The sequence below is a fragment of the uncultured Mailhella sp. genome (genome assembly GCF_944324615.1).
GTDB lineage: Bacteria > Desulfobacterota > Desulfovibrionia > Desulfovibrionales > Desulfovibrionaceae > Mailhella.
Map to the genome: position 1 here is coordinate 1 of NZ_CALUWY010000067.1, position 14,459 is coordinate 14,459.

At 63.0% G+C, this 14,459-nt stretch carries 12 protein-coding genes; 11 read left to right on the plus strand and 1 reads right to left on the minus strand.

The genetic code is table 11. The features are described 5' to 3' along the window. From Q0K07_RS11215 to Q0K07_RS11235, 5 genes are all read left to right on the plus strand, one after another. Positions 1 to 687: tryptophan--tRNA ligase (locus tag Q0K07_RS11215; RefSeq protein WP_294559257.1), on the plus strand; the 687-nt coding region annotated here is incomplete at its 5' end. Positions 688 to 986: 299 nt separating this feature from the next. Continuing rightward, positions 987 to 2,123 carry an ABC transporter permease gene (locus tag Q0K07_RS11220; protein WP_294559259.1) on the plus strand — a complete coding sequence of 379 codons (1,137 nt, stop codon included), beginning with the start codon at positions 987 to 989 and terminating at the stop codon, positions 2,121 to 2,123. Next, positions 2,120 to 2,902 carry an ABC transporter ATP-binding protein gene (locus tag Q0K07_RS11225; protein WP_294559261.1) on the plus strand — a complete coding sequence of 261 codons (783 nt, stop codon included), beginning with the start codon at positions 2,120 to 2,122 and terminating at the stop codon, positions 2,900 to 2,902. The genes Q0K07_RS11220 and Q0K07_RS11225 overlap by 4 nt, the downstream gene beginning before the upstream one ends. Then, the gene (locus Q0K07_RS11230; RefSeq protein ID WP_294559263.1) at positions 2,899 to 3,921 is read left to right on the plus strand and encodes an MlaD family protein; all 1,023 of its coding nucleotides are present in this window, start codon (positions 2,899 to 2,901) and stop codon (positions 3,919 to 3,921) included. Before Q0K07_RS11225 ends, Q0K07_RS11230 begins: the two co-directional genes overlap by 4 nt. Next, entirely contained in the window at positions 3,921 to 4,484 is a 564-nt protein-coding gene (locus Q0K07_RS11235) for a membrane integrity-associated transporter subunit PqiC (protein ID WP_294559265.1), read from the plus strand. Before Q0K07_RS11230 ends, Q0K07_RS11235 begins: the two co-directional genes overlap by 1 nt. A gap of 212 nt (positions 4,485 to 4,696) precedes the next feature. Here the strand turns inward: Q0K07_RS11235 and Q0K07_RS11240 are convergent, their stop codons facing one another. Then, entirely contained in the window at positions 4,697 to 5,485 is a 789-nt protein-coding gene (locus Q0K07_RS11240; RefSeq protein WP_294559267.1) for an amidohydrolase family protein, read from the minus strand. Between the two features lie 940 nt (positions 5,486 to 6,425). On the opposite strand from Q0K07_RS11240, the gene ftsH reads away from it, so the two are divergent. The 6 genes from ftsH (at position 6,426) to rpoN (ending at position 14,215) form a co-directional block, all read left to right on the plus strand. Next, positions 6,426 to 8,420 carry an ATP-dependent zinc metalloprotease FtsH gene (ftsH, locus tag Q0K07_RS11245; RefSeq protein ID WP_294559269.1) on the plus strand — a complete coding sequence of 665 codons (1,995 nt, stop codon included), beginning with the start codon at positions 6,426 to 6,428 and terminating at the stop codon, positions 8,418 to 8,420. A gap of 14 nt (positions 8,421 to 8,434) precedes the next feature. After that, positions 8,435 to 9,322, plus strand: coding sequence for a dihydropteroate synthase (gene folP, locus Q0K07_RS11250; RefSeq protein WP_294559278.1), 888 nt, complete (start codon positions 8,435 to 8,437; stop codon positions 9,320 to 9,322). Between the two features lies 1 nt (position 9,323). After that, a complete protein-coding gene (cdaA, locus tag Q0K07_RS11255; RefSeq protein WP_294559271.1) occupies positions 9,324 to 10,073 on the plus strand; it encodes a diadenylate cyclase CdaA in 750 nt (249 codons plus the stop codon). Further along, a complete protein-coding gene (locus tag Q0K07_RS11260; RefSeq protein WP_294559273.1) occupies positions 10,057 to 11,340 on the plus strand; it encodes a CdaR family protein in 1,284 nt (427 codons plus the stop codon). Before cdaA ends, Q0K07_RS11260 begins: the two co-directional genes overlap by 17 nt. 14 nt (positions 11,341 to 11,354) lie before the next feature. After that, positions 11,355 to 12,707, plus strand: coding sequence for a phosphoglucosamine mutase (gene glmM / locus Q0K07_RS11265; protein ID WP_294559274.1), 1,353 nt, complete (start codon positions 11,355 to 11,357; stop codon positions 12,705 to 12,707). A gap of 71 nt (positions 12,708 to 12,778) precedes the next feature. After that, positions 12,779 to 14,215, plus strand: a complete 1,437-nt coding sequence (gene rpoN, locus Q0K07_RS11270; RefSeq protein ID WP_294559276.1) for an RNA polymerase factor sigma-54 — start codon at positions 12,779 to 12,781, stop codon at positions 14,213 to 14,215. Positions 14,216 to 14,459 lie beyond the last annotated feature (244 nt).

Sequence of the window (14,459 nt, forward strand, 5' to 3'; positions counted from 1 at the left end):
CTCGGCTGGCTGGAACGCTGCCCCACCTACAAGGAACAGCAGCAGCAGATCACCGACAAGGACCTCGGCAACTACGGCTTTCTGGGCTACCCCGTGCTCATGACGGCGGACATCATCCAGCACCGGCCGCACTGGGTTCCCGTGGGGCAGGATCAGCAGCCGCACCTTGAACTTGCGCGTGAAATCGTGCGCCGCTTCAACACCATGTACAACACGGACGTGTTCCCCGAACCCGAGGCCAAGCTCACCCCGGCGGCCAAGTGCCCGGGGCTGGACGGCCGCAAGATGTCCAAAAGCTACGGCAACGGCATCTTCCTTCAGGATACGCTGGAAGATCTGACGCCCAAGATCCGCGGCATGTACACCGACCCCGCGCGCCTGCGCAAGAGCGATCCGGGCAACCCCGACGTGTGCAACCTCTTCCCCTATCATGTGCTTCTGGCCGACAAGGCCACCCAGGACGAAGTGCGCGAAGCCTGCACCCACGCCACCATGGGCTGCGTGGCCTGCAAGAAGATCTTCATGCAGAACCTCCAGAACTTCCTTGAGCCTCTGCACGAACGCCGCGCCGCCATTCTGGCCCGTCCCGGCATGGTGGAGGACATCCTTGCCGAAGGCGGAAAAAGGGCCAGGGCCTCCATCGACGCCACCATGGAACTGGTGCGCGCCGCCATGCACATGGACTGATAACCATCCCCGGCATACTTTCGCCGGAACCATGCTTTCTGCCGTTTCCTCCGGGGGAGTGCTCCCCCGGAGGAAAATCATCTCCTCTGCGTGCAGAAAAGCATTTTCTTTTTTCCGCTCCCGTGGGAAAACAGTGGGCAGGGCAGTTCTGCGCACATTGCCCTCTCTCCCGGAAGAAAGAACGCGCCGGGCAGAGCCGCAGCGCCGCTTCCGCCCCGTGGAAGGCGCGGAGTCTCCTTTTCCGGAGAACGGCCCGCCTTTTCCATCCTCCACGATGCGGCATCACCTGAGGAGTGGTCATGCAGCCGACCTTTGACATCACGGCCCGTCAGGGCGAACTCGTCGTTTCCGCCTCTGGCGCATGGGAGAAAACATCCCTTGCCGCCTGCCCCGGAACCTGCGAAACCTTCACCTCCCGCGCCCTTTCGGCCATGCAGGGCGACGTGCGCGCCGTGCGTCTCATCGCCCCGGAACTGGAAGGCTGGGACAGCCCGCTTCTTGCCGCCTTTCACACCATTGCCCGGGAGGCCTTCTCCCGCGGGCTCAGCGTGGATGTCTCCGGCCTGCCGGACGGCATGGCCCCCATGCTGGACATGGCCCTTGCCGTACCGCCCCGCGATCAGGGGGTGAAGAAGACCGAACCCGGCTTTCTGGAAATGCTGGGCGAAAAATGCCTCGCCTGGCCGGGCATCACCCTGGATGTGGTGAACTTCATCGGCGAGGTTTCCCAGAGCATGGCGCGCTTCTTCACGGGCCGCGCCTCGTGCAGTTCCCGCGACATGTGGAACGTGCTGCGTGAATGCGGGGTGGACGCCCTGCCCATCGTCACCCTCACCAGCCTGCTGCTCGGGCTTATTCTCGCCTTTGTCAGCTCCATGCAGCTCAAGCTCTTCGGCGCGGAAATCTATGTGGCCTCGCTGGTGGGCGTGTCCATGGTGCGCGTCATGGGGCCCGTGCTCACGGGCATCGTGCTTTCCGGCCGCACCGGGGCCTCGTTTGCGGCCGTCATCGGCAGCATGCAGGTCAATGAGGAAGTGGACGCCCTCACCGGCTTCGGCATCTCGCCCACGGATTTTCTGGTGCTGCCCCGGGTGCTGGGCCTTGCCGTCATGACGCCGCTGCTCACCCTCTACGCCGATGTGGCGGGCATGGCGGGCGGCTTTCTCGTGGGCGTGCTCATGCTCGGCATCGCCCCGGCCTCCTATCTTGCCAACACCCTGGAATTTCTCACCATGAGCTATGTGTGGATAGGGCTTCTGCACGCTCTTGTGTTCGGGTTCATCATTTCCCTCTGCGGCTGCTATCAGGGCATACGCTGCGGCCGCAACGCCTCGGCCGTGGGCCGGGCCACCACGTCGGCCGTGGTCTCCTCCATCGTGGGCATCATTGTGGCCACCTCCGTCATCACCATCATCTTCACGGTACTTGACCTATGAGCGACGCCATTGCAGACAACGCCGCCGTCACCGCACAGAACGTGACCGTGGCCTACGGTTCCCGCGTGGTGCAGAGCGGCCTTTCCTTCACCGTGAGAAAGGGCGACATCTTCATCATCATGGGCGGTTCCGGTTGCGGCAAGAGTTCGCTTCTGCGCGTGCTCATGGGCCTCACGCCCCCGGCGCAGGGCGCGGTATACTACGGAAAGGAAAATTTCTGGGGCGCTCCCGTCAAGGAACGGGAAGCCATCATGCGCCGCACGGGCGTCATGTTCCAGAGCGGCGCGCTGTGGACCTCGCGCACCCTTGCGGAAAACGTGGCCCTGCCGCTGGAATACTATACCAGCCTCTCCCCCCGGGAAATACGCGACATCGCCGCCTTCAAGCTCGCGCTGGTGGGCCTTGCGGGCTTTGAGGACTTCTACCCCTCGGAAATCAGCGGCGGCATGAGGAAGCGCGCAGGCCTTGCCCGCGCCCTGGCCCTGGACCCGGACGTGGTGTATTTCGACGAACCTTCCGCAGGGCTGGACCCGGTGAGCGCCGCAAGGCTCGACGAGCTCATCCTGCAGCTTCGGGACACGCTGGGCATGACCGTGGTGGTGGTCACCCACGAACTGGCCAGCATCTTCACCATAGCAAACAATTCCGTCTTCCTCGACGCGAAGACGAAAACCATGATCGCCGGGGGCGACCCGCACGAACTGCTCAAAAGCGGCCCCGACGACGTGGTGGAATTTCTGACGCGCGGCAAAGGCCGCGACCGCGGAGGCATTGCATGACGGAACGCGGCACCAAAACCTTCATCGGTTTCTTCGTTCTCGGCGCGCTGGCGCTGTTCATCGCCTTCATTCTCCTGCTCGGTTCCGGCAGGCTGGGCGAGAAGAACCCCACCTTCGTGCTCTACTTCGACACGTCGCTCAAGGGCCTGACCCAGGGTTCTCCGGTGTATTTCAAGGGCATACGCATAGGCAAGGTGAATTCCATACATATACGCCCCGAAATAGGCACCGCCAGATTCTCCACACCGGTGGTCATTGAAATCGAACAGGACAAGGCCACCGCCCTGCTTGAGGACGGCACGGAAAAAGACGTGTTTGGAGAACCCGGCCTGATCAACAGGCTCATCGAGGCCGGTCTGCGCGGCAAGCTCGGCATTTCCAGCATTCTCACCGGTCAGCTCTGCGTGGAACTTGATATTCTGCGCAATGCCGACCCCGTGGACATGAAGACGCTTCAGCCCTACAAGGGTTCCCCGCAGATTCCCACGCAGCTTTCCTCCCTCGACGCCGCCCTGACCACGCTGGAGAACATTCCCATTCAGGAAATCCTCTACGACGTGATAGGCAGCATAAAAAGCATGAGCGAACAGCTCGGCAGACTCGACGCCTCCGGCCTTGTGGCCAGCCTGCGCGACACGAGCGACACCATACGCGAGGAAGTGCGGGCCTTCGGCACCGTGCGTCAGGATGCCGTTGCCGCCCTCGACGCCTATGCAAAGCTTGCCGGTTCCCTGAAAAAGGATACGCACGCCACCCTCGCCAGCGTGAACGAAACCCTCAGAAGCCTGAGCAGCCTTGCCGACGCCTCGGAAGGCGTGGTGGTGGAAGCCGAAGGCGCCATGAAGGGCCTGCGCCGCACGGCCGACACCGCCAACAGCCTCTTCAGTGAAGATTCCGCTCCCGTGCTGGAATTCAGCCAGACCATGCTTTCCCTCCGCCGGGCGGCGCAGGCCCTTTCGGAACTCGCCACCCTGCTGGAAATCAAGCCCAACGCCCTCATCTTCGGGAGAAACAACTGATGAAAGCCTTCTTTGCCACTCTCGCCCTTGCCGCCGTTCTGGCCGGATGCTCCCTGCCCGCGCAGCTGCGTTCCTCCCCCGACGTGCGCTACTATGTGCTCTCCTCGCCTCTGCCTGCCAGCTCCACCACGGAACTGGCGACCATAGGCGTTCTGCCCGTCACGCTGCCGGGCTACCTCATGCGTCAGCAGATCGTGCTGCGCGATGCCGACGGCATCAACATCTCCATCAACGAATATGAACGCTGGGGCGAAAGCCTGAGTCAGGGCATTTCCCGCGTGCTGTGCGACAGCCTGGCCGTACGCGGCGTGCCCGCCCTGCCCCTGCGTACCGGCGCCAAGGTGAGCGACAGGCTCATGCTGGATGTCCGCAGGCTCGACGGCCCCCTCGGCGGCGACGTGGTGTTCGACGTGGTGTGGCGCCTGCAGCGCGACGGCAAGGTGCTCAGCTCCGGGCACATGGTGAAGTCCCGCCCCGCCGGCGACAGCATGGAAAGCATGGTCCGCGCCCAGTCCCTGCTGGTGCAGGACCTTGCCGAGGACATTGCAGGCCGCCTGCGCTGAATATGGGCCGCCGCGTGCCCCTGTGCGCGCTGCGGCATCATGAAAACACGTCTTTTTTTGCCGGAAAGGCCCTTTTCCGGCGGAAAAAGCCCTTCCGCATCAAAAAAAAACGCCGTACCCGGAAAGGTGCGGCGTTTTTTTACAGGATCAGCCCGACACGGCAGCCTGTTTCGCGCAGACAGAAGGCCCGGCGCAGGACTGCGGGCGGCACATCAGCCGAAGAGCAGGTGCGTGCCGTTGCTGAGAATCTCGTCGATTTCGTTATCGGAAAAGCGGGTTCTTCTCTGCAGGTCGTACAGCTCGTCCTGCGGGTCCATGATGGGATAGTCGGTGCCGAAGAGAAGGCGTTCGCGCGGGTGCTTCTTCAATATGGCCTTCAGCACGTCGTCGGAAATCTCCTTCATGCAGGAGGAGGTGTCCATCCACACGTCACGCCCGGCAAGGGCCTCCAGGGCATATTTCCACTGGCGGAAGCCCCCGAGATGCGCGGCCACCACGGTGAGGTGGGGAAAGGCGTCCAGAATGGCGGCCATCTTGTAGGGGCAGGAGGGATTCTGCTCGGGCGGCAGGGAATCGCCTATGTGAATGAGAAAGATGAAATCCTTCTGCGCCTCCTCGAAAATGGGCAGCAGGCGGGGATCGTTGAGCCAGAAATGCTGAAAATCCGGGTGCAGCTTGATGCCGCGCACGCCGTAGGAACGCAGTTTGTCGAGCTGCTCCTTCCAGTCCTCGCAGTCGGGGTGAATGGAACCGAAGGCCGTGATGCGGGGATAGTTGTTCTGAAGGTACCCTGCATAGGCATTGCAGGGCCGCACCTGAAGCGCACTCGTGGCCGCGCACAGGGCGACACAGTGTTCAATGCCCGCCCTTCCCGCGCGAAGGAGCAGATCTTCCGGCGTGCCCTTGCAGTGGCAGAACAGCTTGTAATGTTCCGCCAGCTTCATCTTGGCCTTTTCGGCAATGCGGGGGTGGAACACATGGGTGTGAAAATCAACGAACATGGATGATACCGGGTTGAGGTACCGGCAGGGCCGGACAGAAAAAAGCCGGAAAAAACACGCGGAAAGCTCCCGCTTCCCGCACTGCGATGCTAGCCCATGGCGGCGGCGATGGCAAGGGAGGGGGCAAGGGAGCGGAAAAGCTTCCGCCGGTGGAAAAGGCGGCCGGGCTTTCGCGGCCCCTGTGCCGCCCTTTCCGCTGAAACAGAACACCGCTCCCCCCGCACGGCGTGGCCGCAGGACATCCCGACCATGACCGCCAGCGCCCGGAAGCCTTCTCCCCCGTACGGCGGAGCGCAGCCTTTTCCCCAACACGCTGCCGCAGGGAGGGCGACCGGCAACGCCGCCTCCCTCCGCACGGTGAGGTCGCGCATATAATGACCTGCAGGGGGAATCTTCGTGCACTTTCCCCGAACGCGGGGCGCAACAAACATGAGATAATTCATCATGTTATATAAATCGCGATTTCCCCGCACGCGGGATACAGGCCTTTGACCCGGCACACAGACAGGAACATCTCGGGCGATTCCCCGCCCGGTACAGACCCGCCCCCGGCACGGGCGCAGGGTGCGGGGCAAGGCGGGCTGACGGCAAGCTCCGCCCGGTTCCGGAACAAGGCCCCGCCTCCACCTCTCCCCATGTTCCGCACCAAACGCCCCGCTCGAAAAAGGCGCCGCTCCCCTGCTCCCCTCTGACCGCTGAAGCCAAGGGAAATGCACCGGGGCGGCAGCGGCACGGCACGATTCTTGCAGAAAAAGCCTTTTCCAGAGAAAAAGGGGCTTTCGCATCATTGTCAAAGCGGGCAAGTGGCATTACAAGTATAAAAAACGGCGGGGGAGGCGCGAGTCTCCGGCGGAGCCTGCCGTTTCACCTGTGGCCGCCCGGCCCGAGCCGGGCCTTTCTCCGTTTGAGTGAGTCATCATAAGCAGCCATGGAGGCAGCTTTGAACCAGTTTTCCCGCAATATTCTGCTGTGGAGCATCATTGCCGTTGCCATGATCTCCCTGTTCAGCATGTTCAACGAAACAGGGAGCGGACCTCAGCATTCCGTCGCCTACAGCACTTTCCTTGCGCAGGTAGACAGCGGCGAGGTGGGGCAGGTCGTCATTGAGGACCGGAACATCACCGTGAGCACCAACGACGGCCGCACCTACTCCACCTATGCCCCCAACGACCCGAACCTCATCCAGAACCTCAAGGACAAGAACGTCGTCATCGACGTGAAGAAGCCCGAGGAAACGCCGCTTGCCATGTCGGTGTTCATTTCCTGGTTCCCCATGCTGCTGCTCATCGGCGTGTGGATCTTCTTTGCCCGGCAGATGCAGGGCGGCGGCGGAAAGGCCATGTCCTTCGGCCGTTCCCGCGCCCGCATGCAGGATCAGAACCAGGTGGGCAAGGTCACCTTTGCCGATGTGGCAGGTGTGGACGAAGCCAAGGAAGAACTGGCGGAAGTGGTGGAATTTCTTTCCAATCCGCGCAAGTTCACGCGCCTTGGCGGCCGCATTCCCAAGGGCGTGCTGCTCGTAGGCCCTCCCGGAACCGGCAAGACGCTGCTTGCGCGCGCCGTGGCCGGTGAAGCGGGCGTGCCCTTCTTCTCCATTTCCGGTTCCGACTTTGTGGAAATGTTCGTGGGCGTGGGCGCCTCGCGCGTGCGCGACCTCTTCGCCCAGGGCAAGAAGAACGCCCCCTGCCTCATCTTCATCGACGAAATCGACGCCGTGGGCCGTCAGCGCGGCGCAGGTCTCGGCGGCGGTCACGACGAACGCGAACAGACGCTGAACCAGATGCTCGTGGAAATGGACGGCTTTGAATCCAACGAAGGCGTCATTCTCATTGCGGCCACCAACCGGCCCGACGTGCTCGACCCTGCGCTTCTGCGCCCCGGCCGCTTCGACAGGCAGGTGGTGGTTTCCACGCCCGACCTGCGCGGCCGCGAACGCATCCTCGAAGTGCACACCCGCCGCACGCCTCTTGCCAAGGACGTGAACCTCACCGTGCTTGCCAAGGGCACGCCCGGCTTCTCCGGCGCCGACCTTGAGAACCTCGTCAACGAAGCGGCCCTGCAGGCGGCCAAGCTCAACAAGAACCGCCTGAACATGTCCGACTTCGAGTACGCCAAGGACAAGGTGCTCATGGGCAAGGAACGCCGCAGCCTCATCCTGAGCGACGAGGAAAAGAAGATCACCGCCTATCACGAAGGCGGCCACGCCCTCACGGCCAAGCTCCTGCCCGGAGCCGATCCGGTGCACAAGGTGTCCATCATTCCCCGCGGTCGCGCCATGGGCGTGACCATGCAGCTGCCCGATGAAGACAGGCACGGCTACTCGCGCGAATTTCTCCGCAACAACCTCGTGGTGCTGCTCGGCGGCCGCGTGGCGGAGGAAATCATCTTCGGCGACATCACCACCGGCGCAGGCAACGACATCGACCGCGCCTCCAAGATGGCCCGCAAGATGGTGTGCGAATGGGGCATGAGCGAAAAGATCGGCCCGCAGACCGTGGGCAACCATGAAGAGGAAGTGTTCCTCGGCCGCGAATGGGGCCACAGCCGCGCCGTGAGCGACGACATGGCCCGCCTTGTGGACAGCGAGGTCAAGGCCCTCATCGACGAAGCGCGCGAACGCTGCCGCACCCTGCTCACCGAGCACATCGACATGCTGCACGCCATTGCCCACGCCCTGCTGGAAAGGGAAACCATTTCCGGCGAGGATATCGACATCCTCATGAAGGGCGAAAAACTGCCTCCCTTTCAGCTCGACGGGCAGAACGCCGGGGAATTCCGGCTTGAAGACGAGGACGGTTCCACCGCCGAATCCGGCGCGCAGAACGATGAAAAGGCCGAGGGGCAGGACAACGCCCCTGCCGCGCAGGATGCGCCCGTAGACAGAAACGCCGGTTCCGGCGAAACGCCCGGCGACACGCCGCGGAGAGATCAGTAATGACACCGGTCTGGATGCTTCGCCATGGGGCATTCAGCCCTGTTTCCTCAGAAAAACAGGGCGGCACGCCTTCACGCTTCACGTTGTGGGGCGTGGTGAACGTGACGCCCGATTCCTTTTCCGACGGGGGGCGCCACGCCGATGAAGGCGCGGCGCTTTCCCACGCCCGGAAGCTGGCGCGCGAGGGCGCGCGCATTCTCGACTTCGGCGGGGCCTCCTCCCGCCCGGGAGCCGAAGACGTGCCCGCGGAAAAGGAACTCGCCCGCGTGCTCGGCGTGACCAGGGCCGTGTGCGGGCTGCGCGACGCAGGCGATGCCGACTTTGCCTGCAGGCTTGTTTCGGTGGATACCTGGCGCGCCCTTGTGGCGGCGCGCACCCTTGAAGCCGGGGCCGACATCATCAACGATATTTCCGCCTGTTCGTGGGAACCGGAGCTCATGGACGTGGCGGCCCAGTACAGACCGGGCTATGTGCTCATGCACTGCCTGCCCGGCACCACGCCCGGCACCATGCAGAAGGCCCCGCGCTATGAGAACGTGACCGACGAGGTCATCGCCTTCTTTGAAGAGCGCATGGCGGCCCTGGTGAAGGCGGGTCTGCCCGAAGAGCACATTGCTCTTGATCCGGGCATAGGCTTCGGCAAGACCGCGGAGCACAATTCTTCCCTGCTCCGCGACATGGAAAGGCTCCTTGCCCTGGGCAGACCCGTACTGCTCGGCGTTTCCCGCAAGAGCCTTTTCGGAGATCTTCTGGGGCTGGACGTTGCGCATCGTGGCGAGGCCACGAACGTATGCACCGCCCTTCTGGCCGCACGCGGCGTAAGGCATCACCGCGTGCACGACGTCTGTTCCGCACGGCAGGCCCTCACCCTTGCCGAACGATTCACCCCCTGGAAGGACTGACATGTTCACACTCGGGCAGTTGACCTTCGGCTGGCGCGACCTGCTGGATATCATCATAGTGGCCATACTCTGCTACTACGGCATCCGCTTCGTGCGCGGCACCCGCGCCATGGCGGCCCTGAACGGGCTGCTGCTTCTGCTCGCCCTGTATGCGGCGGCGCAGTTTCTCGGCCTGTTCACCCTGGTCTGGCTGCTGCAGAACGTGTTCAGTTCCCTGTTCCTCGTGGTGGTCATTCTCTTCCATCAGGACATACGGCAGGCGCTTTCCAACATGAACTTCCGCCTGCTGTTCAAGCGGAAGGCCAACGTGCGCACGGAAATGATACGCACGGTGAGCCGCACGGCCTGCGCCCTGGCGGCCCGGCGCATCGGGGCCATCATCGTCATCGAGCGCAACGTGGCCCTCGGCGACATGATGGAAAAGGGCGTGAAGATCGACGCCGTGGTTTCGCAGGACCTGCTTGCCACCATATTCTTCCCCAACACGGCCCTGCACGACGGCGCCGTCATCATCGGACACAACGACCGCATCGTGGCCGCAGGCTGCGTGCTGCCCCTCGCCAACCTGGCCCGCCAGCACTTCGGCACCCGCCACAGGGCGGCCATAGGCATCACGGAAGTGAGCGACGCCATATCCATAGCGGTATCGGAAGAACGCGGAGAAGTGACGCTAGCCCAGGACGGCCACCTCTCCAACCCCCTGAACCAAGAACGCCTGGAACGGATACTGGCCAATGTCCTCAATCAGTAACAGCCGCATTCAGACCGTTCTTTTCGCGCTGCTTTCCCTGGTCATCGCCACGGGGCTGTGGTATCTCGTCGTGGGGCGCGACCATGTGGAAACGCAGATCGAACTGCGCGTGGAATACCGGGGCCTGCCGGAAGGGCTCGTCATACGCGAAGGCATGGTCAACCATATTTCCGTGCGCCTGAGAGGCTCCGCCGAACTTCTGCGCAATCTGCACTCGCGCGACCTCGTGTACACGGTGGATCTTTCCGGCGTGCAGCGCGGGGCCACGGCCCTGCCCCTTGCCGTGGACGCCATACCCGACTTCAAGGCCTTTGAGATTCTCGAAATCATGCCGAGCCGTCTGGTGCTTGAGGCCGACGCCCTCACCGAGCGCGTGGTGCCGCTGGAAAACAGGATGAGGCCTCTGCCCGAGGATTCGCCCTACATCATTTCCCACCCCATACTGGAACCTTCCTTCGTCACGGTGAAGGGACCGGAAACCCAGGTCAATTCTCTGGACCGGCTCTTTGTGGTCTACGACCCCACCAAGAACGCCAGTGAAGGCCCTCATGAAGCCAACGTGGCCATCGTGGCGCCGCCGCAGGTGGAAATCACCCCGCCCGTCACCACGCTGCGCTATTCTCTGGACATGAAGACCCGGAACGTCACGCTCACCAGAGACATACAGCTCGACAGCGAGAACGAACGCTGCGAGGTGCGGCCCGACAAGGCCAGTGTGGAAATTTCCGTGCCCGAGGCCCTGGTGGAGGACAAGGACTATCTCGACGCGGTGCGCGTCATCGTGCGGGAACCTGTGAACTTCACCCCCGGCGACAGAACCGAGATCACGCCCATCGTCATGCTGCCTTCCGGCGCGGGGCTGGTCTCCATTGATCCCGCCGAGGTGACGCTCGTCAGCCTTGATGAGAACGGAAATGATTCCTGGACGCCGGCGGAGAGCATCTTCTCCATGCCGAAGTCCAGTTTCGGCATGGGACTGCCCAGTCAGCGCGTCACCAGGGACTTCTCGCTGAACGACATTCCCATGCCCGCAGACGTGCTCCAGCCCGGCGACCTCAAGGCGCCCACCATGATTCCCGGCGACAGCGCCCGGGAGGAAAAGGACGGAGCCGCCACCGGAGCAGAGGCGCAGAATGCCTCCGCCGCACCGCAGAAGACGGAGGGGGAAGCTGCGCCGCAGGCCGCTGCCTCCACGCCGGAGGATACGGACAACGCCCCGGAAACCACGCGCCAGCAGGCAGCAGACGCAACCGAAAAACACCAGTAAGAACAGGAAGAGCCATGTCTGAACGACTTTTCGGAACCGACGGCCTGCGCGGCCGTGTGAATACCTATCCCCTCACTGCAGAAATGGCGCTGCGCCTCGGCCTTGCCGCAGGCACGGTGTTCCGCTCCGACGAATGCCGCCGCAAGGTCATCATCGGCAAGGACACGCGCCTTTCCGGCTACATGTTTGAATCCGCGCTCACGGCGGGGCTGTGCGCCTCGGGCATGGACGTGTACCAGGTGGGCCCCCTGCCCACGCCCGCCATCGCCTTCCTCACCCGCAACATGCGGGCCGACTTCGGCGTGGTGATTTCCGCCTCGCACAATCCCTATCACGACAACGGCATCAAGTTCTTCGACCGCGAGGGCTTCAAGCTCCCCGACGAGGTGGAAGACCGCATGGCCGAGCTCATTCTGAACAAGGATTACGAATGGGACTACCCCGCCTCCAACAAGGTGGGCCGCGCCTACCGCATTGTGGACGCCTCGGGCCGCTACATCGTGTACCTTAAAAGCAGCTTCCCCCAGCAGCTCACGCTGGACGGCCTGCGCGTGGTCATCGACTGCGCCAACGGCGCGAACTACAAGGTGGCCCCTCTGGCGCTGGAGGAACTCGGCGCGGAAGTGTTCCGCCTCGGCACCTCGCCCGACGGGCTGAACATCAACTATCAGTGCGGATCCCTGCATCCTGAGAACCTGCAGGCCAAGGTGCGCGAAGTGCGGGCCGACGTGGGCCTTGCCCTGGACGGCGACGCCGACCGCCTGCTCGTGGTGGACGAAAAGGGCCGCCTGCTCGACGGCGACCAGATCATGGCCATCTGCGCCGACGACCTCATGAAGAAGGGCAAGCTGAACAACAACCTGCTCGTGGGCACGGTGATGAGCAACATGGCCCTTGAAGTCTTCATGAAGGAACGCGGGGGCCAGCTTCTGCGCACCAAGGTGGGCGACCGCTACGTCATCGAAGCCATGCGCCAGCACAACGCCATGCTGGGCGGGGAACAGTCCGGCCACCTCATCTTCCGCGAATACGGCACCACCGGCGACGGACTTCTGGCCGCCCTGCAGATACTGCGCATCATGCGCGAATCGGGCCGCCGCCTTTCCGAGCTTGCGGACAGACTGAAGCTCTACCCGCAGAAGCTCATCAATGTGAAGATCACCCGCAAGACGCCTTTTGAACAGTGCGAAAAGCTCATGGCCGCCCAGAAGGACATTGAAGAAACTCTGGGTTCCCACGGCCGCGTGCTGCTGCGCTACTCCGGTACGGAAAACCTCTGCCGCGTCATGGTGGAAGGGGAAGACGAAGACTTCGTTCGCCGCGCGGCAAGACAGCTTGCGGAAGTGGCGGGAGAGGAACTCCGCTGAAATTCCCGGGCTCTTCGCCCGTCTCCTTCGCGCCGGCAGCACCGGCACACCAGAAAACGCCAGGGGAACATATGGCTATAGAAATCCGGCAACAGTTCAAGCTGAGCCAGCAGCTCCACATGACTCCCATGCTCAAGCAGGCCATTTCCCTGCTTCTGTTCTCCCGTCAGGAACTTGTGGAAGCCGTGCAGCGCGAGCTTCTGGAAAACCCCTTCCTCGAAGAACGCGAGGCCGAAAGCGGCCCCGCGACGCCCGAGCCTGAAAACAACCGCTCCTCCTCCGAGCAGGACAGCCCATGGCCGCAGGAGGAAGTGAACCGCAGTGCGGAATGGGAGGAATATCTCGGCGAATTCTCCAGCCAGTCGCGCATTGCCCAGCAGGAATACGAAGCCGCGGAGGAAGACAATAATCCGCTGGAAGCCTGCCATGCCGCCGAACCCACGCTGGAGGCCCACCTCATGGCCCAGCTTCTGCTTTCGCCCCTGAGCGAGAAGCAGAAGAACATAGGCGAGTGCATCATCGGCAACCTCGACGAAACAGGCTACCTCACCGCCACGGATGAGGAAATCGCCGCCCTTGCCGGGGCCGAGGTTGCGGAAATCGCGCCCGTGCTTTCGGCCATACAGAACTTCGATCCCGTGGGGGTGGCCGCACGCACCCTTTCCGAGTGCCTGCTCATCCAGATGCGCGCCGAACATTACGACCGCGACCCCATTCTGGTGAGCCTTGTGCGCGACCATCTGGAAGATCTGGAAAAGCAGCGCTACAAGCCCCTGCTGCGCCAGTTCCGCATCGACATGGAAACCCTCAAGGACTACATCCGCATCATTCAGAGCCTCGAACCGCGCCCGGGCGGGAGCCTCGGCTCCAGCACGCCCTGCTATGTGAGCCCCGACATCTTCGTGCGCAAGGTGAACGGCGAGTTCGTCATTCTCATGAACGATGAGGACCTGCCGCACCTTCAGCTTTCCCCCCTTTCCGAGGAACTGGCCGGCCAGAACCGTTCCAGCGAGGAAAAGGACTACATGAACGACCGCCTGCGCTCCGCCGTGTGGATCATCCGTTCCCTTGAGGAGCGGCAGCGCACCCTCTATCAGGTCATGGAAAGCATTGTGAAGCATCAGCGCGATTTCTTCGAGCACGGAATCTACGGCCTGAAGCCCCTGGTGCTCAAGGACATTGCCGAAGACATAGGCCGCAGCGAATCGAGCATAAGCCGCATTACCACCAACAAGTATGTGGGCACGCCCCACGGCATCTTCGAGCTGAAATACTTCTTCAACAGCGCCCTGTCCTCCAGCGACGGCGGGCAGGTGGGTTCGGAAAGCGTGAAGGCCCGCATACGCTCCCTCATCGAGGGCGAGGATTCCGCCCATCCCCTTTCCGATGAGGAAATCAGCACCCGCCTCAACGACGGTCTCGGCGTGAAAATCGCGCGCCGCACCGTGGCCAAGTACCGCGAGGAACTCGGCCTGCCTTCCTCCTCCCGCAGGAAAAAGCACCTGTAACCCCCTCCATGGGGAAACGACGTGCCCTTTCAGCCCCCGCAGACGCGGGGTTTTTCTTTTTCCGCCCCGGCCGCAACACGCCGGGGCGCGGCCTTCCCGACGCCCGCGCATCCCCCATGCTGCGCCTTCCGCCTTTTCCGGTACGGTCTGCTGCCGGGGCCTTCCGCCTGCTGTCGCGCCCCTGCCTTTCCGGCCTGCGGCATCCCGCGCATTCTGCCCCGGAACAGCGCTTTTCCCCCAGAAA

Bases quoted from the DNA above. Each gene is read 5' to 3' on its own strand.
- Q0K07_RS11220 (WP_294559259.1), top strand. From the start codon at position 987: ATGCAGCCGACCTTTGACATCACGGCCCGTCAGGGCGAACTCGTCGTT.
- Q0K07_RS11225 (WP_294559261.1), top strand. From the start codon at position 2,120: ATGAGCGACGCCATTGCAGACAACGCCGCCGTCACCGCACAGAACGTG.
- Q0K07_RS11230 (WP_294559263.1), top strand. From the start codon at position 2,899: ATGACGGAACGCGGCACCAAAACCTTCATCGGTTTCTTCGTTCTCGGC.
- Q0K07_RS11235 (WP_294559265.1), top strand. From the start codon at position 3,921: ATGAAAGCCTTCTTTGCCACTCTCGCCCTTGCCGCCGTTCTGGCCGGA.
- Q0K07_RS11240 (WP_294559267.1), bottom strand. From the start codon at position 5,485: ATGTTCGTTGATTTTCACACCCATGTGTTCCACCCCCGCATTGCCGAA.
- folP (WP_294559278.1), top strand. From the start codon at position 8,435: ATGCTTCGCCATGGGGCATTCAGCCCTGTTTCCTCAGAAAAACAGGGC.
- cdaA (WP_294559271.1), top strand. From the start codon at position 9,324: ATGTTCACACTCGGGCAGTTGACCTTCGGCTGGCGCGACCTGCTGGAT.
- Q0K07_RS11260 (WP_294559273.1), top strand. From the start codon at position 10,057: ATGTCCTCAATCAGTAACAGCCGCATTCAGACCGTTCTTTTCGCGCTG.
- glmM (WP_294559274.1), top strand. From the start codon at position 11,355: ATGTCTGAACGACTTTTCGGAACCGACGGCCTGCGCGGCCGTGTGAAT.
- rpoN (WP_294559276.1), top strand. From the start codon at position 12,779: ATGGCTATAGAAATCCGGCAACAGTTCAAGCTGAGCCAGCAGCTCCAC.